The sequence below is a fragment of the Pandoraea communis genome (assembly GCF_902459745.1).
Taxonomy (GTDB): domain Bacteria; phylum Pseudomonadota; class Gammaproteobacteria; order Burkholderiales; family Burkholderiaceae; genus Pandoraea; species Pandoraea communis.
Map to the genome: position 1 here is coordinate 441413 of NZ_CABPSJ010000004.1, position 26186 is coordinate 467598.

A 26186-nucleotide genomic window follows, 5' to 3' on the forward strand; every position below is an offset into this window, starting at 1 on the left:
AAAAAGAAGGAGACTCAGGAACCATGCGCATCATGCTGGTGGAAGACACTGCCGATGTCGCCGAAGCGATTGCCACCCAGTTGCGCAAGCTTGGCCATGCGCTCGATTGCGAGTCGGACGGCGCGGCCGCAGCGGCGCGTATCGGCGACGACTACGACCTGCTGATCCTCGACGTCATGCTGCCGCACGTCGATGGTTTCGAACTGCTCAAGCGAGTTCGCGAACGCGGCTTGTCCACCCGGGTGCTGATGCTCACCGCTTGTGCCGAGATCGAAGAGCGGGTGCGTGCCCTCGATCTCGGGGCCGACGATTACCTCACCAAACCCTTCGATTTTCGCGAGCTGGAAGCGCGCGTGCGAGCCCTCATGCGCCGCACCGGGCAGGACGCCACGAACCGGTTGACGTGTGCGAATCTCTCGCTCGATCGCAAGCGCCGCGGCGTGGAGATCGACGGGCAGCCGATCGAGCTTACGCGCCGCGAAGTGACGTTGCTTGAAATCCTCGCGGCGCGTCCGGGACGCATCTTCGGCAAGGACGAACTCATGGATCGCCTGTACGGCGACGAGCCCGCCCCGAATGCGAACGCCATCGAGCAATACGTCGCCCGCTTGCGCAAGAAGCTGGCGACGGCGCAATTCCAGATTCGCACGTTGCGCGGACTGGGCTACCAACTCGTGCTGTCATGATCGTTCCCGGCCGGTCACTGTATCTGCGGCTGGTGGTGCGCATGGGCGCCGTACTGGCGCTCGCGGTGGCGGCGGTGTTGCTCGGTATCTGGTTCTCGACCCGCGCTGCCGTCGACCGTGCGTATGACCGCTGGCTGCTTGGCAGCGCACTGCAAGTGGCCGAGAACACCTGGTATCAGAACGGCGAAGTGAATGTCGACGTACCGCTCGCCGCCTTTTCCGCGCTTGCGCCGGGCGATCAGATCTTCTACACCGTGCTCGATCCGAATGGCCGTTCCGTGGGCGGAGATTCCGAGTTCCATCCGGCCATTCCGTGGGACAAACTGGCCGATGGCCCCATCGTTGTCGACGGCACCTATCAGGAGATGCCGATCCGCATCGCGATCGTCGGGCGCCGCATGCCGGTGGCTGCCCCCCATCCGTGGGCGGTAGTGGCGTTGGCGCATACGCAGAATGCCCGGGTGCGATTCACACGCGGGCTGGCGGACAACACGCTGCTCATCACCATCGCAACAGGGGTGCTGACGATGCTCGCCGCCCTATGGACCTTGCGTCAGGCGCTCTTGCCGCTCAAGCAGATCGAGGCGGCGATTCGGGCGCGCGATTCGAACGACCTCAAGCCATTGGCGGTGACCGTACCCGCCGAGACGCTGGCGCTCGTGGGCGCGATCAACGACTTCATGCGACGGCTCGCGACATCGCGTGCGCTGATGCGACGCGTGATCGGTGACGCGGCGCATCAATTGCGCACACCGGTGACGGCGCTCACGGCGCAGGCGGAATTGCTCACGCAGACACAGGACGCCGCCGCGCGCCAGACGCACATCGCACGCATTCAGAAGCAGGCACGCGGACTGGGCGGACTCATCCACCAACTGATCAATCACGCGATGGTGCAGCACCGGGCCGACAGCGTGGCGCCGGTGCCTGTCGAGCTGAACGAGTTGTTGCAGACGGCTATGCGCGAGACGCTCTCTTATGCCACGCGCGACATCGACGTTGCGCTTCAGGCGCCGGAGACACCTTGCATGATCCTTGGTGACCCGCTGAGCCTGCGCGAAGCGATCAAGAACGTGCTGGTCAACGCATTGGCCTACGGTGCGCCGCATCGGCTTCATGTCGACGTGACCGGCACGCAAGATCAATGGCGTTTGCGCTTCTTCGACGACGGGCCGGGTATCCCGGAGGCGGAGTGGCAGCGCGTGCGCACGCCATTCTCTTCGCGCGCGGATGGCCGCGAAGGGGCAAGTCTGGGACTGGCGATGGTTGCCGAAGTGATTCAGGCACACGGCGGGCAGATGACCTTCGAGCGGGTGGAGGGCGAGGGCTTTGCGGTGGTGCTGACGTTGCCGATGACGGCATGAAAAAATCGGCTCGTCTCCGAACCGATTTTTCTACCACGCAGCGGCGAGGCCGACGCTCAGAAGGAATGCTCTTGCGTCGGGAACGTGCCGTGCTTCACCGCCTGCACATACGCTTCGATGGCCGCTGCGATGCTCGGCTGGCCATCCATGAAATTCATCGAGAACTTCGGCGACTTGCCGGGGAACACGCCCAGCATGTCCTGCAGCACGAGCACTTGCCCGTCGCAGTCGGGGCCGGCACCGATGCCGATGGTCGGCATTGTCGGCAACTCCGGCGTGACACGCGCTGCCACGGCGGCCGGAATCGCTTCCAGCACGACCAATTGCGCACCTGCTGCCTGCAACGCGCGGGCATCGTCGAGCAAACGTGCCTGAGCGGCATCTTCGCGCGCCTGCACCTTGAAACCGCCGAAGGCGTGCACCGACTGCGGCGTCAGCCCCAGATGGGCACACACCGGAATGCTGCGCTCGACCAGGAAGCGGACTGTCTCGGCAAGCCATTCGCCGCCTTCGATCTTCACCATCTGCGCACCGGCCTGCATGACGGACACCGCGCTCTGATACGCCTGTTCCTTCGTGCCATACGTGCCGAACGGCAGATCGGCCAGCACCACGGCCTTGTTGACGCTGCGCGCCACACACTCGGTGTGATAGCAGATGTCGCGCAACGTGACGGGCAGCGTCGTGCGCTGGCCCTGAATCACGTTGCCCAGCGAGTCGCCAACGAGAATGGCATCCACGCCCACGCGGTCGAGCAGCGCGGCAAAACTCGCGTCGTAAGCCGTGAGCATGGCGATCTTCTCACCACGTTCGCGCATCTGGGCCAGTCCGGGAACGGTCACGGCCTTGCGGTTGGATTCTTGCAGATAACTCATGTCAGCCTCGGTTCAGGAGGGGTCGCTGGCGCGACGCTCGGGTCTGGAGACGCTCAGGGACGAGCGCCCTTGACGAAGACTTCCTTGCGCCCGCGCATCTGATCGATGCGTTCGACCAGCAGGGCGAAGTCATTGTCATCGTGGGCCGGGTCGAATTGTTCCGTATCGACAGTCAATACCGGCGCAGCGGCGTAATGATAGAAGAATTCGCCGTAGATGTCGCACAACGCGCGAAGATAGGTGTCCGGAATTTGCTGTTCCATCGGAATCGCGCGCTTCTGAATGCGCGCGAACAGCGTCTCGGGACTCGCTTGCAGATGAATGACGAGATCCGGCGCCCGGTGCGGCCGCTCGATATGCGCGACGAGCTTGCGGTACAGCTCAAGTTCGTCGGCGGCGAGTGTGAGCCGCGCGAACAGGCCATCTTTCTCGGGAAGGAAGTCGGTGAAGATCGGCTTGCCGTCGATATCGCGCCGCGCAATTTCCGTCGCTTCGTCCACACGTTGCAGACAGAAGGACAATTGCGCAGGCAGTGCATGCCGCGCACTGTCGCGATAGAAGCGTTCGAGAAAGGGATTGAGCGCAGGCTGTTCGAGCATCACATCGGCACCGGCGGTATCGGCGAGTCGCCGCGCCAGCGACGTCTTGCCAACCGCGATGGGGCCTTCGACGGCCAGATAGCGAAAACGCCCGAGGACGGGCGATCTCATGATGCGTAGGCTCGTTTCGTCGGGCAGCAGCACTGCTCGACGCGCTCGATGCGCTGGTCTGCGACATTCGCCAGCAGGGCGCTCACGCGCCCCACGCCGGGAATGTCGAGTTCGGGCGCCAGATCCGCGAGCGGGCGCAGCACAAAGGCGCGTAGCGCGAGGCGCGGATGCGGCACGATCAGATCGGGCTCTGCAATGCGCTCGTCGCCGTACAACAGCAGATCGAGATCGAGCGTGCGTGGCGCGTTCTTGTACGGCCGCTCACGCCCGAAATGCAGTTCGATCTTCAGACACATCGTGAGCAATTGGCGGGCGGTCAGGCTTGTCTCGACGGCGACGGCGCAGTTGAGATAGTCGTCACCGCTCGACTCGATGGGAGCGGTGCGATACAGGTCGGACTTGGCCGTGATGGTGATGCCAATCTGCTGTGCAAGACAGATGATGGCGTCCTTGATCGCTTGGCGGGCGTCGCCGAGATTCGCACCGAGCCCGATATAGGCAACAGTCATGAAGCACCTTCGGAACCATGCTGTGGCGATGATACCCGCTTGCCATGATTTTCGCTGGCAGCATTCTCAGCGCCGCCACCGCCGTCTCCACGATCGCCGCCCGAGCCCTCGCCACCCCCGCCACCCGACGGTTTGCGACGGCGGCGGCGACGCTTTGCCGCCGGCGCCGTACTTCCCGATCCGCTGCCCTGAGCGAGCAACGCGTCGCGCGTCGCGGCGTCGCCTTCGAGGAAGTCCGTCCACCACTGACCGGCTTCGGCAGGGACTTCACCCGACTCGCAACGCAGCAGCAGGAAGTCGTAACCGGCGCGCAGACGCGGATGCTCGAGCAGTCGCAGCGGCGTGCGGCCCACCCGCTTGTCCAGACGCACCTGCAAGCCCCAGATTTCCTTCATGTCGGCGACGAAACGGCGCTGGATCGCCAGCTTGCCGGTTTGCGCGTCGAGTACATCGTCCATGGCCAGATGCAACGCCGGAATCGGATATTCGCCTGCACTCTGATAGGCCTGCCACTTTTCGAGCACGAGGTGCCACAGGAGTGCGGCGAACAGGAAGCCCGGCGAGACCGGTTTGCCCGCGCGAATGCGCGCGTCGGTGTTGGCAAGCGCCAGCGCGACGAACTTCTCGCCCAGCGGCTGCTCCAGCACGACATCGAGCAACGGCAGCAAGCCGTGATGCAGCCCTTGCGTGCGCAGTTGCTGCACGCATGCCCAGGCATGCCCCGAGAGCAGCAGCTTGAGCATCTCGTCGAACAGACGCGCCGCCGGCACGTTGTCGATGAGCGGGGCCAGGTGCGGAATCGGTGCGGCCGTGGCTTCGTCGATCTTGAAGCCGAGCTTGGCCGCGAATCGAACCACGCGCAGCATGCGCACGGGGTCTTCACGATAGCGCGTGGCGGGGTCGCCGATCATGCGCAGCACGCGCTTCTGAATGTCTTCCCAGCCGTGGTGATAGTCGTGCACCGTCTGGGCCGCCGGGTCGTAATACATGGCGTTGACGGTGAAGTCGCGCCGCGCGGCGTCTTCATCCTGCTCGCCCCAGACGTTGTCGCGCAGCACGCGGCCCGATTCGTCGGTGACGTGCGTCTTGCGGTCGAGTTCGCCTTTTTTCGGACGACGCGTACCGATCTGCTCGCTGTCGACGGCATCGACCAACGCCCGGAACGTGGAGGTCTCGATGATCTCCTGCCCGAACTGCACATGCACGATCTGAAAGCGGCGGCCGATGATGCGCGCACGTCGGAACAGGCGTTGAACCTGTTCAGGTGTGGCGCTCGTGGCGACGTCGAAGTCCTTGGGGGCGATGCCCAGCAGCAGATCGCGCACGGCGCCGCCGACGATGAACGCCTTGAAACCGGCTTGCTGCAACGTGTCGGTCACGCGTACGGCATTCTTCGAGAGCAGGCTCGGATCGATACCGTGGACCGAGGCCGGGATGACGACCGGCAGGCCGGCGGCGGGCGGGTCGCCTGCGACGCCGGCGCTCTGGCTGTCTTTGCCTAACAGTTTCTTGATGAGTTTGCGGATCACTGGAACAACTCGAGAATGGGCCAGCGACGCGCCAGCGCAATGCCGCGCAGCGCCTCATCGGGGTTCGTTGCCACCGGATGGTTCACTTTCTCCATCAGGGGGACGTCGTTGGCGGAATCGCTATAGAAAAATGCGTGGTCGAAATCGCTCCACGTCTTGCCCAGGCTCGCGAGCCAGGCTTCGGTGCGTGTGATCTTGCCCTCGCGGAAGCTCGGTGTACCGACATATTCGCCGGTATAACGCGCATTCGGATCGTCACCCGCAGTCGCCGGCTCGGTGCCGATCAGATGATCGATGCCGAACGCCTTGGCGATCGGCCGCGTGACGAACGTGTTGGTGGCCGTCACGATAGCGCACAGGTCGCCCGCGTTGCGGTGCACGTCGAGCAGTTCGAGCGCTTCGGGACGGATATGCGGCAGGATCGACTCTTCCATGTACTGTGTGTGCCATGCGTCGAGCTGGTCACGCGGATAGCGTGCGAGCGGCGCGAGGCAGAAACGCAGATAGGCCGGCATATCGAGCCGGCCTGCGCGGTAGTCCTGATAGAAGGCCTCGTTGGCCTGCGCGTACGAGTCACGCTCGACCGCGCCCTGGCGCACAAGGAAACGACCCCACTCTTTGTCGCTGTCGGTTGGCAGCAGGGTGTGGTCGAGATCGAAGAGAGCTAAATTGGTCATTGCGCGAATTTTACCTGAAGCTAGGGTCTGCCTAGTTTTTACCGTCGGGGGTGACGGGGTCGGTGTGGGTGAGCATCTGGCGCAGTAACGGTAAGGTCACCGCGCGTTTCTGTTCCATCGAAAAACGATCCAGGCGATCGAGCAACGCCATCAGGCTCGACATATCGCGCTGGAAATGAGTGAGCAGGTAGGCGGGCACGTCGGCTGCCAACTGCAAACCGCGCTCACGGGCGGCATTCTGTAACGCTTGTTTCTTGCCGTCATCGTCGAGTCCCACAATGTGAAAAACGAGGCCCCAACCGAGACGGGTGCGCAGATCTTCGCGCAGCGGCATGTCGACCGGCGGCTGCGAACCTGCTGCCACGAAGGCGCAATGCGGACGGGCGCGCGTCTCGTTGAACAGATTGAAAGCCGCAATCTGTTGGGTGGGCGAGAGGTTGTCGCAGTCGTCGACGCAATAGACCGTGCTCTGGTCGTCGAACGTGAAGGCCGCCAGCGGGCTGTTCGGGCGCAGATAGCGTGCGCTCGGGCCGACGGCATGGCACAGCGCCTCCATCAGGTGGGTGCGGCCGGACCCGGCAGCCCCCCAGAGGTAGATGCCGCGGTCGCGTGCCGTGCCGGCCGAGAGTTCGGCATTCAGGCCGGCGAGCATCAACGCCGGCTCGCGATTGGGCCCGACAATGAAATTGTCGAACGTAGCGGGCGGCGGTGTGCCGAGGTCGAGATACAGTTGCTGGATCACGAACGAAGAAAGCCGGCGGAAGGCCGGCACAGTACGGTTTGCAGGGCACGACGGCCTTCGCCGGCGTCCGATATCCGGTTTGCGTGCCGAAAGGACACGCGCATCGGGTAAAATCGCATTTTACCGAACCTTGATGCATTCCCGTCATGTCACACCCTAACGAAACTTCCGGCCTTTCCTATCGCGACGCTGGCGTCGACATCGAAGCGGGCGACGCATTGGTCGAAGCGATCAAGCCGTTTGCCAAGAAAACCCTGCGCGACGGCGTGCTGGGAGGCATCGGCGGCTTTGGCGCGCTGTTCGAAGTGCCCAAGCGCTACAAGGAGCCGGTACTCGTTTCGGGGACCGACGGCGTGGGCACCAAGCTCAAGCTGGCCTTCACGCTGAACAAGCACGACACGGTCGGCCAGGATCTGGTCGCCATGAGCGTGAACGACATTCTGGTGCAGGGCGCCGAACCGCTGTTCTTCCTCGACTACTTTGCCTGCGGCAAGCTGGACGTGGCCACGGCTGCGACCGTCGTCAAGGGCATCGCCCAGGGCTGCGAACTGGCCGGTTGCGCGCTGATCGGCGGCGAGACGGCGGAAATGCCGAGCATGTACCCGGACGGCGAGTACGATCTGGCCGGTTTTGCGGTCGGCGCGGTCGAGAAGAGCAAGATCATCGACGGCACGACCATCGTGCCGGGCGACGTGGTGCTGGGCCTGGCTTCGTCGGGCGCGCACTCGAACGGCTATTCGCTGGTTCGCAAGATCATCGAAGTCGCCAAGCCGGATCTGGACGCCGACTTCCACGGCCAACCGTTGCGTGACGTGCTGATGGCGCCCACACGTATTTACGTCAAGCCCCTGCTGGCGCTGATGCAGACGCTGCCGGTCAAGGGCATGGCCCACATCACGGGCGGCGGTATCGTCGAGAACATCCCGCGCGTACTGCAAGACAATCTGACGGCCGACATCTCGAAGGACGCCTGGACGCTGCCGCCGCTGTTCCAGTGGCTGCAAGCGCACGGCAAGGTGGCCGACGCCGAAATGCACCGCGTCTTCAACTGTGGCATCGGTATGGCGGTCATCGTGTCGGCGGCCGACGCCGATGCGGCCGTCAAGCACCTCGAAGCGTCGGGCGAGACGGTCTATCGTTTGGGCACGATCCGCGAGCGCAAGGAAGGCGAGGCGCAAACGATCGTGTCGTAAGACATAGGGAGGGCGATGCCCTTCCGGCATTAGGAATGCACTGAAAGCCCGCCGGGGATTGCCTCGGCGGGCTTTTCTTTTTGACGCGCGCAAGCGAGGTCAGCGCAGGGCCGTGTCGGCCGACTCATCCAGATCGGCGGCGTGGGTGCGCGGTTTGCCGCTGAGGCAGGCCAACACGACGGCGGCGCACAGCAGGGTGACGATCGCGAGCCCGTCGAGCAAGGTCGCGAAAGCGCGTTCGTAAGCACTACGTAATGCTGCCTCGCCCCAAGCCGGGACGCTTGTCGCTGCCCCATGCAGATCCCCCGCGACGAGTCGATTGATGGCCGCACGTGCCACGTCGGACGTCACCGTGCCATGCAGGTCGGGCAGTTGTGTGCCGATCATGGCAATCAACACGGCGCCCACGATGGCGAGCGCCACGCCTTCACTGGCCACACGCGTCGTATTGAAAATGCCCATGGCCATGCCTGCGCGATCCGTCGGCACGACACTCACCGACAGCCCGTCCATCAGGCCCCACGGTATCGCGCTTCCGGCGCCGATCAGCAGCATAGGCCACAGAGAGGGACTCAACACGCCCGCCTCCGGCGAGCCGGCCGTGCGTGCCAGCCACGCCAGACCCGCTGCGGCCAGCACCAACCCCGTACTGCACAGCACGCCTGCGGGCATGCGTCGCGCCAACTGCGTGGCGATGAAGGGCACCACGAGCACCGGCAGCGACAAGGCCATCATGCGCAAGCCGGCCACGACCTCGCTGTCGCCATGCACGCCGATGAAGCGCAGAGGAAGCAACACCAGCAGCACGATGTAGCAACAGCACGTGGCGATGGGCAGCATCTGTACGCCGATGAAACGCACGTAGCGAAAGAGCGACAGGTCGAGCATCGGATGCGCCACGCGCCGTTCGATGACGACGAACGCGAAGGCCAACATCACCGCGAGCACAAGCGCGGCGACGACCTCCGGCGCCGTTGCCCCGAGCGCAGGCGCCTGAATCGCGCCGTAGGTGAAGCACGAGAGCGCACCGGTGAAGGACAGCGTTCCGGGCCAGTCGAGCCCTGCTGCTGACGCATCGCGCGATTCGCGCACGCCGCACATGCCGATGCCCAGCGCGAGCGTTGCGACGGCTGCGGTGGCGATAAACACCCCTTGCCAGCCGAAGTGCGCGATGAGCGTCCCGGCGAGTAACGGCCCGAAAGCCAGACCCGCGCCGAAGGTCGTGCCCAGCAGACCGTAGGCGCGCGCACGGGCGTGTCCGTCGAAATCCTGCGCCAGCGAGGCGCCACCGCCTGCGAGCGTTGCCGCCGCCGCCACGCCTTGCAATGCGCGGAGCCAGTCGACACCGAGCGCGGTGCGGGACATGGCGAGCGCCAGTGATGTGAGCAGCAAGCACCCCACACCCAGCAGGAAGATGCGTTTGCGCCCAAACGCATCGGCGCACGCGCCGGCGGCCATCAGACAGCCGCCGAACGCCAGCATGAAGGCGCTGGTGATCCAGCGCATCTCGAGCGCGCTGCCATGCAATGCCGCACCGATGGCCGGTGTGGCAACCGCACCGCCCGAGAAGCTCATGGGCAGGAGTACTGCGGCGAGACACACGGAAAAGAGGCCCAGCAGACGGCGGCGCAACGAGGCGCCCGCGTGCGGCGGGAGCCGGGAAGCCTTGTTCGACATGGAAAAAGTCCTGATGAAGACGCGCTGACGCGTGTCGGAAGTGGAAAGGGAACGTTGGCCGACGTCGCGTCATACATGCTAAAAAATCGTCAATGCAAAATAAAGAGCCGATAGGTTCGTGGATTAAGGAATAAAATTCCGTAATTGATGATGGGCGGCGAACTGCACAGGAGCGCGTGACGATGGACAATCTGGCGGAAATCTCTGCGTTCGTGAGCGCGGCCGAGGCGTTGAGTTTCGTGGCGGCGGGGCGGGCGATGGGGGTGTCGGCGTCGGCGATCGGCAAGCAGATTGCACGGCTCGAAGCGACACTCGGTGTGCGGCTTTTCCAGCGCAGTACGCGACGCGTGAATCTGACGGAGGCGGGCCAACTGTATTACGAGCGCTGCCGGCGAGTGCTCGACGAACTGGCCGACGCGCGCGCCATGCTCTCGCAGGTATCGCAGACGCCGCGCGGCAAATTGCGCGTCGGGCTGCCTGTCACGGCTTACCGGTTTGTGATGCCGTTGCTGCCGGCGTTCACCGAAAAGTACCCGGACGTCGAGCTCGATCTGGATTTCGACGACCGCATCGTCGATCTGATCGAAGGCGGTCTGGACGTAGTCATTCGCAGTGGCGACTTACCGGACTCGACGCTCATGTCGCGTCGTGCGGGGCCGTTTCGTTTCGTGCTGAGTGCGTCGCCCGCCTATCTCGCGTGGCATGGCACGCCGCAAACCCCAAGCGATCTCGAAACGCACGCATGCATCCGCTTTCGGTTTCCGACGTCGGGAAAGTTGCAGCCTTGGGCGTTCGTGTCCGAGGTGACGCGCGAGCCCAAGCTGCACACCCACCTCACATGCAACAACATGGAAGCGTTATTGAGTGCAACGACGCACGGGCTGGGCATCGCGTACATGCCTGACTTTCTCGCGCGCGACGCGCTTGCCGCAGGCGACCTTCAGGTGTTTCTCGGCGACTATCTGGAAAACCCCGGCCAGTTCTGGATGCTTTGGCCGTCGAGCCGTCACCTCTCGCCCAAGCTGCGGGTGTTCGTCGACTTCATGTGCGACCGGATGCTGTAGGGAGAAGGCGCTGGCCTTGCGTCAGCGCTTCATGCGGGCTTCGACGGCACGCATGACATCCTCGAGCGTGGTCTCCATCATCCGCACGAGGTCGTCGAGTTGCGCGTTGGGGGCGGCGGCGCGCGGCGTGATGCGCAGCGTGTGAAACGGCATCGACGGCTCGAAGCGGCGCAACACGAGATCGGAGTCGAGAAAATCATAGGCGGACACCGGGTGCAGCAAGCCGATGCCGACGTTCTCTTTGACCATCGTGCCGATATTGACGGAATAACGCGCCGTGGCGACGACCTGCTGATGGAGGTTGCCGTCCGCGAAGAGCTGATCCATGCCCCAGCGCACCATGTCGGTCGGCTCGTACGACAGAATCGGCTGCCCTTTCAGATCGGCCAGACGGATCACTTTCTTGCGGGCGAGCGCATGGCCCGATGGCAGGGCGCAAATCGCGTCGAGCTTGGCGAACGAGACGGCGTCGGTTGCGGCGACATCGATGGTGTTGGTCACGAGACCTAGCGCGAGTTGGTGCGCGACGACCTGATCGCGAATGAGATCCGACGCGCCCGTGGTCAGCGCGAGTTGCACGCTCGGATGCAGCGCCCGGTAGCCGGCCATCACGCGCGCGAAGAAGCCGAGGCCGAACGACAGCACGGACCCCACGCGAATGACGGCCTTATCGGGGTTGCGCAGATTGAGCGCGAATTCACGGATGTTATCGAGCCCGGCGTAGCGGCGCTCGACTTCCTCGAAGAGCGCGAATGCTTTGGCCGTGGGCTCGAGCCGGCCGCGCGCGCGATCGAACAGCGTGAGACGCGTCGAGCGTTCGAGATCGGCCACGAGACGGCTGACCGCAGACTGCGACGTGCCGAGCACCTGTGCCGCTTTGGTGGTCGTGCGCGTGAGCATCAGCGCCCGAAAGGCGTCGATGTGCCGGAAATCCATCGATTCTCCACGGAAGGTTTGCGCTTGTGCCGCACCGCGTGCGGCACTCGCCTTACAGCGCGAAAGCGTGGATTCTACCGCCCTTCATTACCATCGGAATCCGCTCCCCCTGACCGAGCAGGCAGTCCAGCGACGCAAGCGGATTGCCGTCGACGATCAGCACATCGGCGTGCGCACCGGGCAAGATCTCGCCCAACTGCCCGGACTGGCCGAGCACCTCGGCGCCGACGACCGTGGCGCTTCGCAGAATCTCCGCCGGGGAGAGCACCTCGGCGCGCAAACGGAATTCGTCGCTTTGCAGGCGCTGCGACTCGCCCAGCAGATCCGAGCCGTATCCCATCTTCACACCCGCTTCGCGGAAGATCTCCAGCGAGCGCAGCCCGGCCGCATGCACATCGGCGATCTTCGCCACGCTATCGTCTGGCAGACCGAGCGACTTGCCTTCGTTGGCGAGGGCGTCGTAGGTCACCAGCGTGGGCACCACGTAAGCGCCCTGGCTGGCCATGTAGCGCGCAGTCGGGGCGTCGACGAGATTGCCGTGCTCGATGGTGCGCACGCCGCAACGCACGGCGCGCTCGATGGCTTGCGCCGTGTAGGCATGTGCGAGCACATAGGTGCCCCGTGCGCGCGCTTCGGCGACGATGGCGCGAATCTCGTCTTCGGAATAGCCCCACGCCCCGACGGGATCGGTGGGCGACGCCACGCCGCCCGAGGCCATGATCTTGATCTGGTCGGCCCCCATCTGAAGTTCTTCGCGCACGGCACGGCGCACTTCATCGACGCCGTCGGCCACGCGCGACAGGGCGCCCACGCGCACGCAGCACGGGCAGGGGCCGTCGGTGCCGATGTAGTCGGTGCGTGGGCGTCCGTCGCCGTGTCCGCCGGTCTGACTGATCGCGCGGCCCGACACGAACAGGCGCGGTCCTTCGGCCAGACCGCTGTCGACCGCTTGTTTGATGGCGTACCCCGCACCGCCCGCATCGCGTACGGTAGTGAAGCCGCGACGCAACATGCCTTGCAGTATCGGCACCGACTTGAGCGTGACGAGCACGTTCGGAAGATGCGCTTGCGCGGCGAGATTGAGTTGCGTGGCGTGAACGTGCACATGCAGATCGATCAGGCCCGGCATGACGGTGCGTCCGTGCGCGTCGATCTCGCGCGCGGACTGGGCGCGAATCGGTTTGTCGGACACTTCCTTGATGCGGCCGTCCTCGATCAGAACAGCGTGGTCTTCGCGCAGCTCGCCCTTGACCGGGTCGAGCAACGCGCAATTCGACAACAGAATCGACTCCATGACCTCTCCTCCGGGATGATGTGTCTGGTCTGCCACTCAGGCCACTCAGCCTGGCCGGCAAACGTGTCTTATGCTCAATCGATCGTGGCGTGGGCGAGCGTGCGCGGCGTGTTGGTCAGCATCACGGGGGTGTCGCCGGTGACGACCGAGTCGTCCAGACGGAAGCCGCCGAGGCCGTAGACATAGATGCCCGGCTCTGCCGAATAGACTTCGTTGGCCAGCAGCGGACGATGATTGAACGCCATGTCGTCCGGGTACTCGTGGCCGATGATGCCCATGCCGTGTCCCGTGCGATGACGGATGTACTCGCCGCAACCGGCCTTCTCGATGACGGCCTGCGCGGCGGCGTCGATGCCGGACACGGGTTTTCCGGTCACGGCGGCGTTCACGGCGGCTTCATTGGCCGCACGCGCGACCTCATAGAAACGTGCCTGCTCGCTCGACGGCTTGCCGCAGAACCATGTGCGTTCGTTCTCGATGACGAGACCGTTCAGGCGCGGGATCACGATGTTGACCATGCCGTCGCCCGCGCCGATGCGCGCGCCGCACGATGCGCCGTCGCCGTGCGGCGAGGCCGAGGCAGGTCCGGAGAGTGTCCAGCAGCGCATGACTTCGAGGTTTTCGCCGGGAAAGCGCTTCGCGCCTTCGGTGACCATCAGTGCGGCCATCGCATAATCGAGTTCCTGCACGAGACGCCCCGGACGAATGTTTTCGCGATAGCGGTCTTGCACCCAGTCGGCCAGTTCGGCAGCCGCGCGCATGACGGCGATTTCCTCTTCGTGCTTGACCCAGCGCAGCGCGCGCATCTCGGCGAGCATCGGCACGAGTTTCGCGTCGGGCAGCAACGCACCGGCGCGCCCGAGCGGACCACCGGCCGCGTCGACACCGATGCGCGAGCCGGCGAGACCGGCAGCACGCAGCGTATCGGCGATCAGGGCGGGAACGTCGGCGAGCAGCGGCTGGCGTTGCGTCACACGCGGATGCTCGGCGTAGAGCGTGACGAGATCGAGATCGAGCCAGAGATGGCCACGTTCGCGGGCCATCATCAGATGGTGCGTGGACAGTTCGTTCATTACCGCGAAAGGCTCGCCGTTACGCGGCACGCAAATGGCAATCGGGCGCTCCCATGTCTGCACGTCCACGTGAAAGTTCGTGGCCCACTGGAAGAAGTCTGCGGCGGTAAACACGAGCGCATCGACGCGAGTGCGGTCCATCAACTCGTTCATCAGACTGCGACGGTACTGGCGTGTGGCGTGAGAGAGTGTCGGCATGGCGAAATCCTTGTCTGCAAAATGTTGCGCAATCTCAGGGAGCGCAGGCGCGACGCACGGCGCGGGCGAGATACGAGCGGGGCCGGCTGGGCGCACGGGGCGGCAAGCGCAGTCGGGGAACTCAGGTCATCATCGTCTTCGCATAACGGCGGTGGATGACCCAGTGCGAGGCGATGGCCAGTGCGAACGTCACGACCATCGACACGATGGAGAGCACCGCGCCGAACGGCCAGTTGTTCGCCTTCGCGATCTGGTCGTAGATCGAGGGCGTCATCATCGTGATGCCGGTGCCGCCGAGCAGCACGGGCGTGGCATAGGCATTCATGCAGAGAATGAACACGAGCATGGTGCCTGCCGCGATGCCCGGCGCCGCCATCGGCAGAATCACGCGTGTGAGCGTCTGCCGGAATGTCGCCCCCAGATTGCGCGCGGCTTCCTCGACGGAAAAGTCCATGCCTTCGAGCACGCTCTGCAACGTGAGGATCATGTAGGGCAGCACCACGGCCGTGGTGCCTACGACAACCGCGAACGGGGTGTAGAGCAGGCGAATCGGTTGCGGCACGATGCCCAACGACACGAGCAACGAGTTGATGAATCCGGCGTTGCCGAGCATGACCATCCACCCGGCCGCGCGCACCACGTTGCCGACAAGCAGCGGGAAGACCAGCAGCATCACGAGCAGGCTCTTGAAGCGGCTTTGCGTGCGGGCGAGCACGTACGCGACGGGAAAGCCGAACACGAGCGCGAGCGCGGTACATAGCGAGGCGACCTTGATCGTCGTCCACAACACCGACAGGTAGTACGGATCGGTGAAGAACTTGAGATAGTTCGCGCCGGTCAGTGCCGCCTGCATCATGTCGACGGGATCGAACCGGTTGAAGCTGTAGCGCACCAGTTGCAGGCCGGGCAACACGATGACGAGCAACACGACAAGCGTGGCCGGCGCGGCGAGCGAGCCGCCCGTGAATGCACCGCGCACCGCGCGTGCGGTGGCGGCCTGGGCGGCTCGGGAGGACGGCGGATGCGAGGTCATCGCGGGCTCGGGAGTGTCGGCAACGTTCACAGCCCCACCTTGAATTCCTTGTTCCAGAAGTCGAGCAGCGCGGGCTTGTCGGCGGTGAATTTCGCATAGTCGAGCTTGACCATCCGGTCGAGTTCGGCATTCGTGAAGCCCACACTCTGTTGCAGCGACGGCGGCAGATTCGCGTTCTTCACGGTAGGCGCGTAGCCCATCGTCTCCGCGAAACCGATCTGCGCGCGCGGGTCGAGCATCGCGTTCAGGTAGTTGAAGCCGCACGGCTTGGACTGCGAGTTCTTGGGCACCGCGGCTTCGAACGTCACCGGCACCGCGCCTTCCTTGGGAACGACATAATCGATGGGCACGCCGGCCTTCTTCCATTGCAGTGCGCGGGCCTTCCACATGCAGGTGAACCAGATGTCGCCGCTCTTGAGCGCAGAGGCCACCGCTTCGTTCGACGGATAGACCTTCGGTTGCTGCGACTTGCGCAACTCGCGCAAGAACTGCATGCCCCCGGCGGTATCGCCGTTTTTATGGCCTGCGGCGAGCGAACTGCTCACCACGTTGAAGTTGTAGAGAATGTCGGAGAAGCCGACCTTACCCTTGAGTTTGGGGTCGAGCGCAGCCATGAACGAGTCGGGCTTCGTGCCGAGCTTTTCCGGGTTGTACACGATCACCATTGCGCTGAAGATATGCGGAATCGAGTACGGACGGCGCAGCGTTTCGAGCGTGTTGGCAAGGTTCGGCACGAGCTTCGCATCGACGGGTTCGAGAATGCCCGAGCGGTTGATGTCGTACATATCGAGATCGGCCAGACACGCCACGTCGAGCGAGCCGCGACGCGAGGCTTTCTCGGCGCGCAGCTTGGTCATGCGCGCGACCTGATCGGCCGAGTCGTAAGTGACCTTGCCGCCTGCGGCTTCGATGATCGGCTTGCCGATGTTTTGCTCAAGCAGATTCAGATAGTCGCCGCCCCAGGTGCCGACGACCACGTTCGGGCACGCATCGGCCGCCTGCGCCGAGAGCGCGTCGAGGCCTAGCGCGGGAGCGATCACCAGACCGGAAGCGGTCTTCAGAAACGTGCGGCGATTCAGGGCGTGCGTCATGTCGTCATCCTTCAAAACGTTGGCCAGTTCATAGGCCGAGGCAAGGGGTGAGTGAGGCGGTGTCGTCAGGCGTTGAAAAACAGGCAGTCGGTACTTGCGAAACAGGCTTTGAGCGCACGGCCGGGGGCATAACGGCCCGCGTCGTCGCGTGCGGTGTTTTGCACGTGTGCCACGAGCATCTCGCCTTGGGGGCTCTTCAGACGCAGTTCGAGCGTGGAGCCCAGGTAGATCGTCTGATCGACCGTGACCGGCAAGGCCGTTTCGTCCGGCGCGGGCGTGTCGGTCAGGCGCAGGCGTTCGGGACGGATGCCGAGGGTGGTGGCATCCGGCGAGGCGGTCGCCAACGCCAGGTGTTCCCCCTTCGCGGTCACAAAGTGGCCATCCGTCATCCGGCCCGCGAGAAAATTCATCTTGCCGAGGAAGTTCGCCACGAAGGGATTGGCCGGACGTTCATAGAGCGCATCGGCGGTGCCGATCTGCTGCACGCAGCCGTCGTGCATGACGGCCAGACGATCGGCAATCGCCAGGGCTTCTTCCTGATCGTGTGTCACGAAGATCGTCGTGAGTCCCAGCCGGCGTTGCAATGCGCGGATCTCTTCGCGGACTTCGGTGCGCAGCTTGGCGTCGAGATTGGAGAGCGGTTCGTCGAGCAAGAAGACATCGGGACGGATGGCGAGGGCTCGCGCGATCGCCACACGTTGCTGCTGACCGCCGGAGAGCTGGCGCGGGTAGCGATCCGCCAGCGGCGTGAGACGCACCATGTCGAGCGCTTCACGAATGCGCGTGGTGCGCTCTGCGCTCGACACGTGTCGCATCTCGAGCCCGAACGCCACGTTCTCGGCCACCGTCATGTGGGGGAAAAGCGCGTAACGCTGGAATACCATGCCGGTGTTGCGGCGATTCGGCGGCAGGCGCGAGACCTCTTTGCCGCCGATCCAGATCTCGCCGGCCGTCGGCTCGACGAAGCCTGCAACCATGCGCAGCGTCGTGGTCTTGCCGCAGCCGCTCGGGCCGAGGAACGCGACGAGTTCGCCTTCGGCAATCTCCAGAGAGAAGTCCGCCACGGCAGCGGCATTGCCGTATTGCTTGCGCAGTCCGCGAAGGGAAACGTTGGCCATGTCAGATCACCTGGCTGAGTTTGACGAAGCGATCGGTGATCAGCATGACGATGCCGAGCAACACGATCTGCGCGGCGGAGACCGCTGCAATCGTCGGGTCGAGGTTGAATTCGAGGTATTGCATGATCGCGATGGGCAGCGTGGTTTTACCGGGCCCGACGAGCGGCAGTGTGAGTTCGAGGTTCTCGAATGACACGATGAAGCTGAACAACACGGACGCCACGATGGCCGGTCGCAACATCGGCAGCGTGACGCGCCAGAACGTGCGCCACGGGCCGGCGCCGAGGTTGCGGGCGGCTTCTTCGATGGTGTCGTCGATCTGCGCGAGACTCGCGCCCACGAGGCGCATCGTCCACGGAATGGTCAGGCAGATGTGCGCGACCACAAGGCCGCCGAAGGTGCCGACGATGTCCACGTCGAGGGTGTTCTCCGCGCGCAGATAGAAGAGGTAAGTGGCAATGCCCGCGACGATGCCCGGCACCACGAGCGGTAACAGCAACACATTGCCCAGCGTGCGGCGGCCCGGAAAGCGATATCGCGCGAGGGCGAGAGAGGCGGCCACACCGAGGATCACACCCCCAACGGCGGCGCAGGCAGCGAGTTGCAGCGACAGCAGGAAACCGTTGGCGAACGCGGCGTTGCGCCACGCATTCAGATACCACGACACCGTATAGCCGCTCGGCGGGAACGTGATGATCGCGTCCTTGAAGAAGCTCAGCCAGACGACGAAGATCAGCGGGCTGAGCATGAACAGGTAGATCAGCGTGACCCCTGCGCGCACCGCCCATTTCGCGACCGGCAAGCGCCGTGGTCCGCCTGCCGGCAGCCTCAGCACATTACCCGTCACCCCACTCGGCTCCATCGACGTCTGCGTCATTGGCGTTCATTCCGGTATCGTGGATTCGATGCAAATTTGCATTGATCGAAACGTTGATATGCAAATTAGCATATCAAAATCATCGTGCAAACCGAAAAGCTGTCAGGGTTTCAACGGAGGCGGGTGCGGCGTCGGGGGCGCGTTCGACGCATGCTCGGCGCAGGTTTCGACTGGTGCGAGGCGGGCGCGACGTGTGTGATGAAGCGTGGATGGACGCTTCGCCGCTGCGGCAGCGAAGCATCGATGGCGGTGCTCAGGGGCGCCAGAGGGCGCGCACCGTGGCGAGGGCACGTTGCGCGGCGTCGGTGGCAGTGCAGTCGACGATGTGGCGCTCGGGCATCGAGCGCAGCCATGTGAGCTGACGCTTGCACAACTGACGCGTGGCGAAGATGCCCTTGTCACGCATGGTGTCGTAGTCGATCTCGCCGTCGAGGTATTCCCACACTTGGCGATAGCCGACGCAGCGCATCGACGGCAACCCTGGATCGAGATCGCCGCGCGCGCGCAGGCGTTCGACTTCTTCGACGAAACCGGCCGTGAGCATCAGACGAAAGCGTTCGGCAATGCGTGTGTGGAGCACTGAACGGTCGCCCGGCTCCAGTGCCACCGGCACGAATGTGTGGGCCGAAGGCGTGTCGGGTGTCTGCGCCTGTTCGGCCAGCCACTGCGACATGGGTTTGCCCGACAGTTCGAAAATCTCCAGCGCGCGCTGAATGCGTTGCGAGTCGTTCGGCGCGAGGCGCGCGGCCGTCACGGGGTCAACGCCGGCGAGCCGTTCATGCATCGCGGGCCAGCCTTCGCGGGCGGCGTCTTCGTCCAGTCTGGCGCGCACTTCGGCGTTGGCCGACGGCAACGGCGAGAGGCCTTGCGTGAGCGCCTTGTAGTACAGCATTGTGCCGCCGACGAGCAGCGGACGATGGCCGCGTGCGGCGATTTCATCGACAAGCCGCAGCGTGTCTTCGCGGAATTGTGCGGCGGAATAGGCGTCGCGCGGATCGATGATATCGATCAGGTGATGCGGCACGGTGGCCCGCTCGGCGGCGCTCGGCTTGGCCGTGCCGATATCCATCTCGCGATAGACGAGGGCGGAGTCGACGCTGATGATCTCAAGCGGTGTGTCTTGCGCCAGCGCGAGGGCGGCGGCCGTCTTGCCGGAGGCCGTCGGGCCCAGCAGACAGACGATCGGGGGATTTGCCTTCATGAACCGCTCAACGTCCGCGCATGAACAACTTGTCGAGGTCGCCGAGCGTGAGCTGGTACCAGGTGGGGCGGCCGTGGTTACATTGATCGGCGCGTTCGGTGGCTTCCATCTGTCGCAGCAGGGCGTTCATTTCCTCGTGGGTGAGACGCCGGTTGGCACGCACGGCCGTGTGGCACGCGAGCGTGCCCAGCAATTCGTGCTGGCGCTCCGTGAGCACACGCGAGCCACCGTACTGACGCAGGTCGGCCAGCACGGCACGCGCGAGCGCTTGCGCATCGGCACCGTCGAGCAGCGCGGGAATGGCGCGCACGGCGAGCGTGGTCGGCGACACGGCGGCGAGGTCGAAGCCGAGTGCGGTGAGCGTCTCCTGATGCTCTTCGGTCGTGCCGATTTCCACCGGGTCAGCGAAGAACGTCACCGGAATGAGCAGCGGCTGCACCGGCACGCTGCGCTCTACCAGGGCCTGCTTGAAGCGTTCGTACAGAATGCGCTCGTGCGCCGCGTGCATATCGACCAGCACGAGACCGTGAGCGTTCTGCGAGAGGATGTAGATGCCGTGCAACTGACCGAGCGCGAAGCCGAGCGGATGCTCCAGCGACATGGCGTCGGGGGCGGCGCCGGCGCTCGCAGGCAATGCCTCGGGCCCGCCGCCCGGCGCCGCGCCGTCTTGCGTCGCACCGGCGGTGCCGTAAGGGGGCGAGGGCGCATCGGTGACGCCCGGCTGACCATACGGACGCGGCGCGGGCGGTGCGGCACGCCCGAACAGGTTGTCGTAGACGGACAGCGGTTGCGCCATCGGCAGAGAACCCTGCTGCATGCGCGGATTCCAACTGCTGCCGCCCGGTGTGCCGAAGCCCGCCGCCGGACGCGCGGCCATGAAGCCACTTCCGCTGCCGCCACCGGCGGCACCCGGCCCGGCGGCGAGACCGCCGCCTTCGCTCAGATGCGCCGCGTGCGTTGCGCCACCGCTGCCCGCCGCGCGCGCCAGTGCGCGTTGCACGGCGTGGAACACGAACTGGTGGACGCTACGCGCATCGCGAAATCGCACTTCGATCTTCGACGGGTGAACGTTCACGTCGACCAACTGCGGTGGCAATTCGAAATACAGCACGTAAGCAGGATAGCGGTCGCCGTGAAGCACGTCCTCGTACGCGGCGCGCACCGCGTGAGTGAGCAGCTTGTCGCGAACGAAGCGGCCGTTCACGAAGAAGAACTGCTGGTCGGCGCGGCCCCGGCTGGCCGTCGGCAGACCGACGAAACCGGTCAGGCGCAACTCGGCCGCGCCTTCGTCGAGCGCGAGGTGGGCATCGGCGAAATCGTTGCCGAGCACGCGCGAGACACGCGTGGCGGCGTCCGAGGCGTTCCAGTGCTCTACCGCCCGGTTGTTGTGCAGGATCGAGAAGCCGACGTCCGGCCGCGCCAGGGCGCTGCGTCGAATGACGTCCATGCAATGGCCGAATTCGGTTTGCTCGGTCTTCAGGAATTTGCGACGTGCAGGGGTATTGAAGTACAGGTCGCGCACGTCGACCGTTGTGCCCACGGGGCCGGCTGCGGGCGTCAGCGCGCCCGTATTGCCGTCGATAGCGGTCGCATGCGGGGCATCGGTCTGGCGGCTCGACAGGGTGAGCTGAGCGACCGACGCGATCGAGGCGAGCGCTTCCCCCCGAAAACCGAGCGTGAGCACCGACTCCAGTTCGTCGAGCGTGCGGATCTTGCTGGTCGCGTGACGGGTGAGCGCGAGCGGCAATTGCTCGGCGGACATGCCGCCGCCGTCGTCGGTAATCGCGATGCGGCGCACGCCGCCTTCCTCCAGCTTGATCTGGAGGGCTCGCGCGCCCGCGTCGAGTGCGTTTTCGAGCAATTCCTTGACGACAGACGCCGGGCGCTCCACCACCTCGCCAGCGGCGATCTGGCTGATCAACTGATCGGGGAGGACACGGATGGCGCGAGCCGGTGCGAGGCCCGCCGGCATGGGGCCGGGGCGGCGCACGGGGGCGTCGGTGCTGGCGTCGCCGGGCGCGGCGCCCAGGTCTTGCGCCGCAGAGGCGGAGGTCGGAGTGGCAGACATGGGAACCATTATAAAGGTTGCCCTCAAAGACATAAGTCGATCGACGTTTCAGCCTGCAATACCCATCAAAATGCGATTGTCTCCCATCATGGGAATGGTCAAGGGCGCAGGGCGGGCGATCGGCGCGCCCTTGGCAGGCCGAGGCCGGCTGTCACGGGGACTTAACGACGCCCGACGTCTGCGCTGGTATGATGCGATTCGTCGTGCGCCCGCGGGGACGGGCCGGCGTCCTTTATCTTGAGGAATCGTCTTGGATACTCTGTTGCAATTGCTGGAGATGGTGCTCCACATCGATAAACACCTGGGGGTGTTCATCGATCAGTACGGAAACTGGGTGTATCTGTTCCTGTTCATGATTGTGTTCGTGGAAACAGGATTGGTGCTCTTTCCGTTCCTCCCGGGCGATTCCCTGCTGTTCATCGGCGGCGCCTTCGCCGCCACCGGTGCAATGGATCCGTGGCTGCTCGGCGTGCTGCTCTTCATCGCCGCCGTGAGCGGTAATACGCTGAACTTCTGGATCGGCTCGAAGATTGGGCCGCGCGTGTACGAGAAGAACTGGCGTTTTCTCGATCGCGACGCGCTGCGCAAGACGCATGACTTCTACGAGCACCACGGCGGCAAGACCATCGTGATGGCGCGTTTCGTGCCGGTTGTGCGCACGTTCGCCCCGTTCGTGGCGGGCGTGTCGGCCATGTCGTGGACGCGCTTCCAACTCTATAACCTGGTCGGTGCACTGATCTGGGTGGTGTTGCTCGTGGGAGGCGGCTATCTGTTCGGCAACCTGCCTGTCGTCAAGCAGTATCTGAACATCATCGTGCTGGTCGGAATCTCGGCGGCTGTGGTGCCGATTGCCCTCGGCGCCCTCTGGAAGCTCTTCACGCGCGGTCGCCGCGGCGTGGCGCCGGGCCAGAGCGAGTAAGCTCGACCCTGCCGGGTCAATGAAAATGGCGCGTCCCGTTACCGGGTCGCGCCATTTTCATTTGGGGCGTGGTTTGTGGCCGACGATCAGGCTGTACGATTTTTCGCGATGGGCGGATTCTTGGCGAAGTAAGCCTTGATGCCCTTGAGGAGTGCGTTGGCGAGCCGTTCCTGATACGCGGGGTCATTCAGATGTTGCTCTTCCTTGGGGTTGCTGATGAAGGCTGTCTCGACCAGCACCGAGGGGATATCCGGCGCCTTGAGCACCGCGAAGGAAGCCTGTTCGACGTTCTTGCTGTGCAGCCGGTCCGCAACCGTGCCGATCTCGGCGAGCAATGCCGAACCGAACACCTTGCTGTCGCGAATCTGCGCGGTCGTCGACATATCGAGCAGCGCGTGCGCCACGGCGCGGTCGTTGGTCTTGATATTGACGCCGCCGATCAGGTCCGACGCGTTTTGCGTCTTTTCCAGCAGACGTGCCGTCGCACTCGTCGCACCGCGCTCGGATAGCGCGAATACCGACGCACCGTTCGCGGATGGCGACGTGAACGCGTCGGCATGAATCGACATGAACAGATCGGCGTCCACCCGGCGGGCCTTCTGCACGCGCACGCCCAGCGGCACGAAAAAGTCCGCATCGCGGGTCATCATCGCGCGCATGTTGGGCTGAGCGTCGATCTTCTCGCGCAGCCGCTTTGCGATCTGCAACACCACCACTTTTTCGTACGTGCCGCTGCCGCCGATGGCACCCGGGTCTTCCCCGCCGTGGCCGGGGTCGAGGGCGATGGTAAGCAGGCGCGCCGTTTTCGGGCCACGCGACGGCAGCGGCGTGGACAGACCGTCGTCATCGTCGTCCTTGCGCTGGGCGAGCGGCGGTGTCTTGTCCGGTGCCGGCGTGGGCGCCGCGCGCGAAGGGCGCGGCCCTTGTTCGCGCTGTGCATAACGCTGGAAGAACGCTTCGCTTTCTTCCGTACTCGGTGTGCCTGCACCCGATGAACGCGGTGCGGACGAGGCGGGAGGCGTGTTTTGCGCCAAGGCTTCGGCCTTGTGGCCGGACTTGGCAAGCAGTTCCATGAGCGGATCGGGTTCGACGGCCGGATACAGATCGAACACGGTGCGGTACTTGTAGCCCGCGACCGGCGGCAACGTGAAGGACTGCGGTTTCACGCCGGCCTTCAGGTCGAAGACCATGCGCACGACGCCGGGTTTGAACTGCCCCACGCGCACCTGCATGATTTGCGGGTCGTTCGGCTGAATCTTCGAGACGAGGTCGCGCAGCGCCGGATTCAGATCCACTTCGTCGAGATCGATGACGAAGCGGTTCGGACTCTCCATCAGTTGCTGCTGGAACTTGACCGGGTTGTCGGTCTCGAGCGTGACGCGTGTGTAGTCCCTGGCCGGCCAGACACGTACCGCCACGATGGCATTGGCGAACGCGAGGCGGGGGCCGGTGAGGGCGAGAATCAGTGTCGATGCGCCGGCGCGCAGTGCGCGGCGGCGGCCGGCATTGGGCGATGAAGCGTCGTCGGTACGGGCGAAGCGTTTGATCAGCATGAGTTCAGACAAGCAAGACCGGCTGGCGTATAGGCGCTCGTTGTCAGACGGCGGCTATTGCCAACAGGTTCCAGCCAAAGGCTCAAATCGGGGGTGCCCAGGAGACCTTCGGCTTTCTCCGGCCACTCGACGAGGCACAGGGCGTCGCCTGCAAAGTGCTCGCGAAAGCCCGTGTCATGCCATTCGGCCGGATCGGCGAAGCGGTATAGATCGAAATGATAGACCGGCAGCACGCCTTGTGGTGTGTCGATGTTGTATGGTTCACACAGCGCGTACGTGGGGCTTTTGACGCGCCCCGTGTGGCCCAGCGCACGCAGGAGCGCACGTACGAGTGTGGTTTTTCCCGCGCCGAGATCGCCCGAGAGCTGCACATGCAGGCCCGCGTGCGCGGTGTCGGTGTGTGCCATGCGCGCCAAAACGGCGCGCGCAAGCGCCGCAGCGAAGGCCTCGGTGGCGGCTTCGTCCGGCAGCGCGAAGACGCGCTCGCCCAGCGGTGACGGCGTCGATGGATCGGGCATTGCGTAAAATGGAGTCAATGAAAGCTTCCGTGATTTTCCCCGCTACCGCCGCACAAGTCGAGCTATCGGCGCTTCCGACTCCCTCGGAAGTGTCTCCCTCGCGCGACAATGCGACGCCTCAGGCGCTCGATGCCGAGCGCCTGAACGCCCTTGCCAACCAGATTCGTGCGTGGGCGGGCGAGCTCGGTTTCGGCAAGGTCGGCATCACGGACACCGACCTCGTGCATGCCGAAGCGGGCCTGCAACAGTGGCTCGACGACGGCTGTCACGGCGATATGGACTACATGGCCGCGCATGGCATGAAGCGCGCTCGGCCTGCCGAACTGGTTCCCGGCACGGTGCGCGTCATCAGCGCGCGCATGAACTATCTCCCAAGCGATACCGATACGGCGAGTTGGCGTCAGCGCGAAGCGGCGCGTGCGGCAATGCCCGCCGAGGCGGTCGTCTCGGTCTACGCTCGCGGACGCGACTATCACAAGGTCATGCGCAACCGGCTGCAACAACTGGCCGATCGCATTGCGCAGGCCGTTGGGCCGTTCGGCTACCGCGCGTTCACCGATTCGGCGCCGGTGCTTGAAGTCGAACTCGCGCAGAAGGCAGGGCTAGGCTGGCGCGGCAAGCACACGCTGCTGCTTTCGCGCGACGCCGGTTCGCTCTTCTTTCTCGGCGAAATCTTTGTCGACATCCCCTTGCCGGTGGATGTCGATGACGCGATGGCGCCGAACGAAGGCGAGCGCGGCATGCAACGCGGCGAACACTGCGGGCAGTGTCAGCGATGCCGGGATGTCTGCCCGACAGGCGCAATTACCGAAGCGTTCCGTGTCGATGCGCGCTTGTGCATCTCGTATCTGACCATTGAGCACAAGGGCGCGATTCCCGAGGGCCTGCGAGCGAAGATGGGCAATCGCATCTACGGGTGCGACGATTGCCAACTCTACTGCCCGTGGAACAAGTTTGCCCAGCCGTCGCCGCTGACCGATTTCGCCCCCCGCAACCGGCTCGACTGCGCCTCGCTCGTCGAACTCTTTGCGTGGAGCGAAACGGATTTCATGGATAAGCTGGCGGGCAGCCCGATTCGTCGCATCGGTCATGAACGATGGCTACGCAATCTGGCCGTCGGGCTCGGCAACGCGTTGCGCGAGACGGCGGACATCGGCGAGCGCATCCCCCTGCGCGACGCCTTGCTGGCCCGGCGTGATCATCCCTCTGCGCTCGTGCGCGAACATGTCGAATGGGCGCTGGCCCAGGAAGGAGTCACGGTTTGAGCACGCGAGCACGCCA

General features: G+C 64.6%; 24 protein-coding genes. 6 read left to right on the plus strand and 18 right to left on the minus strand.

What is annotated here, in order from left to right; translation table 11 throughout:
- Positions 1–23: 23 nt before the first annotated feature.
- Together PCO31110_RS16700 and PCO31110_RS16705 are read left to right on the plus strand one after the other, a co-directional pair.
- Complete coding sequence (locus tag PCO31110_RS16700; RefSeq protein WP_150690914.1) at positions 24–686, plus strand: response regulator transcription factor; 663 nt, start codon at positions 24–26, stop codon at positions 684–686.
- Entirely contained in the window at positions 683–2050 is a 1368-nt protein-coding gene (locus PCO31110_RS16705) for a sensor histidine kinase (RefSeq protein WP_150690915.1), read from the plus strand. Before PCO31110_RS16700 ends, PCO31110_RS16705 begins: the two co-directional genes overlap by 4 nt.
- A gap of 56 nt (positions 2051–2106) precedes the next feature.
- Here the strand turns inward: PCO31110_RS16705 and panB are convergent, their stop codons facing one another.
- Genes panB through hda form a run of 6 tightly spaced genes read right to left on the minus strand, consistent with a single transcriptional unit; the run spans position 2107 to position 7092 of the window.
- Positions 2107–2925: a 3-methyl-2-oxobutanoate hydroxymethyltransferase gene (gene panB / locus PCO31110_RS16710; protein WP_010807176.1), complete on the minus strand. Its 819-nt coding sequence runs from the start codon at positions 2923–2925 to the stop codon at positions 2107–2109.
- Positions 2926–2978: 53 nt separating this feature from the next.
- A complete protein-coding gene (locus PCO31110_RS16715; RefSeq protein WP_150690916.1) occupies positions 2979–3635 on the minus strand; it encodes a deoxynucleoside kinase in 657 nt (218 codons plus the stop codon).
- Positions 3632–4144 carry a 2-amino-4-hydroxy-6-hydroxymethyldihydropteridine diphosphokinase gene (folK, locus tag PCO31110_RS16720; protein ID WP_010807174.1) on the minus strand — a complete coding sequence of 171 codons (513 nt, stop codon included), beginning with the start codon at positions 4142–4144 and terminating at the stop codon, positions 3632–3634. The genes PCO31110_RS16715 and folK overlap by 4 nt, the downstream gene beginning before the upstream one ends.
- Positions 4141–5673, minus strand: coding sequence for a polynucleotide adenylyltransferase PcnB (gene pcnB, locus PCO31110_RS16725; RefSeq protein ID WP_010807173.1), 1533 nt, complete (start codon positions 5671–5673; stop codon positions 4141–4143). The genes folK and pcnB overlap by 4 nt, the downstream gene beginning before the upstream one ends.
- On the minus strand, positions 5670–6350 hold the full coding sequence (locus PCO31110_RS16730; RefSeq protein WP_150690917.1) for a histidinol-phosphatase: 681 nt from the start codon (positions 6348–6350) through the stop codon (positions 5670–5672). Before PCO31110_RS16730 ends, pcnB begins: the two co-directional genes overlap by 4 nt.
- Positions 6351–6381: 31 nt before the next feature.
- Positions 6382–7092 carry a DnaA regulatory inactivator Hda gene (gene hda, locus PCO31110_RS16735; protein ID WP_036663352.1) on the minus strand — a complete coding sequence of 237 codons (711 nt, stop codon included), beginning with the start codon at positions 7090–7092 and terminating at the stop codon, positions 6382–6384.
- Positions 7093–7238: 146 nt separating this feature from the next.
- On the opposite strand from hda, the gene purM reads away from it, so the two are divergent.
- Positions 7239–8285: a phosphoribosylformylglycinamidine cyclo-ligase gene (purM, locus tag PCO31110_RS16740; RefSeq protein WP_010807170.1), complete on the plus strand. Its 1047-nt coding sequence runs from the start codon at positions 7239–7241 to the stop codon at positions 8283–8285.
- 99 nt (positions 8286–8384) lie between these two features.
- Here the strand turns inward: purM and PCO31110_RS16745 are convergent, their stop codons facing one another.
- Complete coding sequence (locus PCO31110_RS16745; RefSeq protein WP_150690918.1) at positions 8385–9962, minus strand: MFS transporter; 1578 nt, start codon at positions 9960–9962, stop codon at positions 8385–8387.
- 182 nt (positions 9963–10144) lie between these two features.
- Between PCO31110_RS16745 and PCO31110_RS16750 the strand changes: the two genes are divergently transcribed.
- Entirely contained in the window at positions 10145–11026 is an 882-nt protein-coding gene (locus tag PCO31110_RS16750; protein ID WP_150690919.1) for a LysR family transcriptional regulator, read from the plus strand.
- Positions 11027–11047: 21 nt separating this feature from the next.
- On the opposite strand, the gene PCO31110_RS16755 is transcribed toward PCO31110_RS16750, so the two are convergent.
- The 9 genes from PCO31110_RS16755 to mutL all read right to left on the minus strand — a co-directional run bounded on the left by PCO31110_RS16755 (position 11048) and on the right by mutL (position 21924).
- Positions 11048–11962, minus strand: coding sequence for a LysR substrate-binding domain-containing protein (locus PCO31110_RS16755; protein WP_010807167.1), 915 nt, complete (start codon positions 11960–11962; stop codon positions 11048–11050).
- A gap of 52 nt (positions 11963–12014) precedes the next feature.
- A complete protein-coding gene (locus PCO31110_RS16760) occupies positions 12015–13256 on the minus strand; it encodes a metal-dependent hydrolase family protein (protein WP_150690920.1) in 1242 nt (413 codons plus the stop codon).
- Positions 13257–13330: 74 nt separating this feature from the next.
- The gene (locus PCO31110_RS16765) at positions 13331–14527 is read right to left on the minus strand and encodes a M24 family metallopeptidase (protein WP_150690921.1); all 1197 of its coding nucleotides are present in this window, start codon (positions 14525–14527) and stop codon (positions 13331–13333) included.
- A 121-nt stretch (positions 14528–14648) separates the two neighbouring features.
- On the minus strand, positions 14649–15560 hold the full coding sequence (locus PCO31110_RS16770) for an ABC transporter permease (protein ID WP_246189869.1): 912 nt from the start codon (positions 15558–15560) through the stop codon (positions 14649–14651).
- A gap of 26 nt (positions 15561–15586) precedes the next feature.
- Entirely contained in the window at positions 15587–16651 is a 1065-nt protein-coding gene (locus tag PCO31110_RS16775; RefSeq protein ID WP_150690922.1) for an extracellular solute-binding protein, read from the minus strand.
- Between the two features lie 65 nt (positions 16652–16716).
- The gene (locus tag PCO31110_RS16780; protein ID WP_150690923.1) at positions 16717–17769 is read right to left on the minus strand and encodes an ABC transporter ATP-binding protein; all 1053 of its coding nucleotides are present in this window, start codon (positions 17767–17769) and stop codon (positions 16717–16719) included.
- 1 nt (position 17770) lies between these two features.
- Complete coding sequence (locus tag PCO31110_RS16785) at positions 17771–18646, minus strand: ABC transporter permease (RefSeq protein ID WP_246189870.1); 876 nt, start codon at positions 18644–18646, stop codon at positions 17771–17773.
- A gap of 253 nt (positions 18647–18899) precedes the next feature.
- A complete protein-coding gene (gene miaA / locus PCO31110_RS16790; RefSeq protein ID WP_150690924.1) occupies positions 18900–19847 on the minus strand; it encodes a tRNA (adenosine(37)-N6)-dimethylallyltransferase MiaA in 948 nt (315 codons plus the stop codon).
- A 7-nt stretch (positions 19848–19854) separates the two neighbouring features.
- A complete protein-coding gene (mutL, locus tag PCO31110_RS16795; protein ID WP_370855836.1) occupies positions 19855–21924 on the minus strand; it encodes a DNA mismatch repair endonuclease MutL in 2070 nt (689 codons plus the stop codon).
- Between the two features lie 241 nt (positions 21925–22165).
- Here mutL and PCO31110_RS16800 point away from each other — a divergent pair, with 241 nt between their 5' ends.
- A complete protein-coding gene (locus PCO31110_RS16800) occupies positions 22166–22834 on the plus strand; it encodes a VTT domain-containing protein (protein ID WP_150690925.1) in 669 nt (222 codons plus the stop codon).
- A gap of 86 nt (positions 22835–22920) precedes the next feature.
- Here the strand turns inward: PCO31110_RS16800 and PCO31110_RS16805 are convergent, their stop codons facing one another.
- Positions 22921–24399 (minus strand): N-acetylmuramoyl-L-alanine amidase, encoded by a 1479-nt coding sequence (locus tag PCO31110_RS16805; protein ID WP_150690926.1) that lies wholly within the window; start codon positions 24397–24399, stop codon positions 22921–22923.
- A complete protein-coding gene (gene tsaE, locus PCO31110_RS16810; protein ID WP_010807156.1) occupies positions 24381–24905 on the minus strand; it encodes a tRNA (adenosine(37)-N6)-threonylcarbamoyltransferase complex ATPase subunit type 1 TsaE in 525 nt (174 codons plus the stop codon). The genes PCO31110_RS16805 and tsaE overlap by 19 nt, the downstream gene beginning before the upstream one ends.
- Before the next feature lie 8 nt (positions 24906–24913).
- Between tsaE and queG the strand changes: the two genes are divergently transcribed.
- Positions 24914–26170, plus strand: a complete 1257-nt coding sequence (gene queG, locus PCO31110_RS16815; RefSeq protein ID WP_081636309.1) for a tRNA epoxyqueuosine(34) reductase QueG — start codon at positions 24914–24916, stop codon at positions 26168–26170.
- Positions 26171–26186 lie beyond the last annotated feature (16 nt).

Excerpts from the sequence above, each read along its gene's own strand:
- PCO31110_RS16700 (WP_150690914.1), top strand. The coding sequence starts at position 24 with ATGCGCATCATGCTGGTGGAAGACACTGCCGATGTCGCCGAAGCGATT.
- PCO31110_RS16705 (WP_150690915.1), top strand. The coding sequence starts at position 683 with ATGATCGTTCCCGGCCGGTCACTGTATCTGCGGCTGGTGGTGCGCATG.
- panB (WP_010807176.1), bottom strand. The coding sequence starts at position 2,925 with ATGAGTTATCTGCAAGAATCCAACCGCAAGGCCGTGACCGTTCCCGGA.
- PCO31110_RS16715 (WP_150690916.1), bottom strand. The coding sequence starts at position 3,635 with ATGAGATCGCCCGTCCTCGGGCGTTTTCGCTATCTGGCCGTCGAAGGC.
- folK (WP_010807174.1), bottom strand. The coding sequence starts at position 4,144 with ATGACTGTTGCCTATATCGGGCTCGGTGCGAATCTCGGCGACGCCCGC.
- PCO31110_RS16730 (WP_150690917.1), bottom strand. The coding sequence starts at position 6,350 with ATGACCAATTTAGCTCTCTTCGATCTCGACCACACCCTGCTGCCAACC.
- purM (WP_010807170.1), top strand. The coding sequence starts at position 7,239 with ATGTCACACCCTAACGAAACTTCCGGCCTTTCCTATCGCGACGCTGGC.
- PCO31110_RS16745 (WP_150690918.1), bottom strand. The coding sequence starts at position 9,962 with ATGTCGAACAAGGCTTCCCGGCTCCCGCCGCACGCGGGCGCCTCGTTG.
- PCO31110_RS16750 (WP_150690919.1), top strand. The coding sequence starts at position 10,145 with ATGGACAATCTGGCGGAAATCTCTGCGTTCGTGAGCGCGGCCGAGGCG.
- PCO31110_RS16755 (WP_010807167.1), bottom strand. The coding sequence starts at position 11,962 with ATGGATTTCCGGCACATCGACGCCTTTCGGGCGCTGATGCTCACGCGC.
- PCO31110_RS16760 (WP_150690920.1), bottom strand. The coding sequence starts at position 13,256 with ATGGAGTCGATTCTGTTGTCGAATTGCGCGTTGCTCGACCCGGTCAAG.
- PCO31110_RS16765 (WP_150690921.1), bottom strand. The coding sequence starts at position 14,527 with ATGCCGACACTCTCTCACGCCACACGCCAGTACCGTCGCAGTCTGATG.
- PCO31110_RS16770 (WP_246189869.1), bottom strand. The coding sequence starts at position 15,560 with ATGACCTCGCATCCGCCGTCCTCCCGAGCCGCCCAGGCCGCCACCGCA.
- PCO31110_RS16775 (WP_150690922.1), bottom strand. The coding sequence starts at position 16,651 with ATGACGCACGCCCTGAATCGCCGCACGTTTCTGAAGACCGCTTCCGGT.
- PCO31110_RS16780 (WP_150690923.1), bottom strand. The coding sequence starts at position 17,769 with ATGGCCAACGTTTCCCTTCGCGGACTGCGCAAGCAATACGGCAATGCC.
- PCO31110_RS16785 (WP_246189870.1), bottom strand. The coding sequence starts at position 18,646 with ATGACGCAGACGTCGATGGAGCCGAGTGGGGTGACGGGTAATGTGCTG.
- miaA (WP_150690924.1), bottom strand. The coding sequence starts at position 19,847 with ATGAAGGCAAATCCCCCGATCGTCTGTCTGCTGGGCCCGACGGCCTCC.
- mutL (WP_370855836.1), bottom strand. The coding sequence starts at position 21,924 with ATGGTTCCCATGTCTGCCACTCCGACCTCCGCCTCTGCGGCGCAAGAC.
- tsaE (WP_010807156.1), bottom strand. The coding sequence starts at position 24,905 with ATGCCCGATCCATCGACGCCGTCACCGCTGGGCGAGCGCGTCTTCGCG.
- queG (WP_081636309.1), top strand. The coding sequence starts at position 24,914 with ATGGAGTCAATGAAAGCTTCCGTGATTTTCCCCGCTACCGCCGCACAA.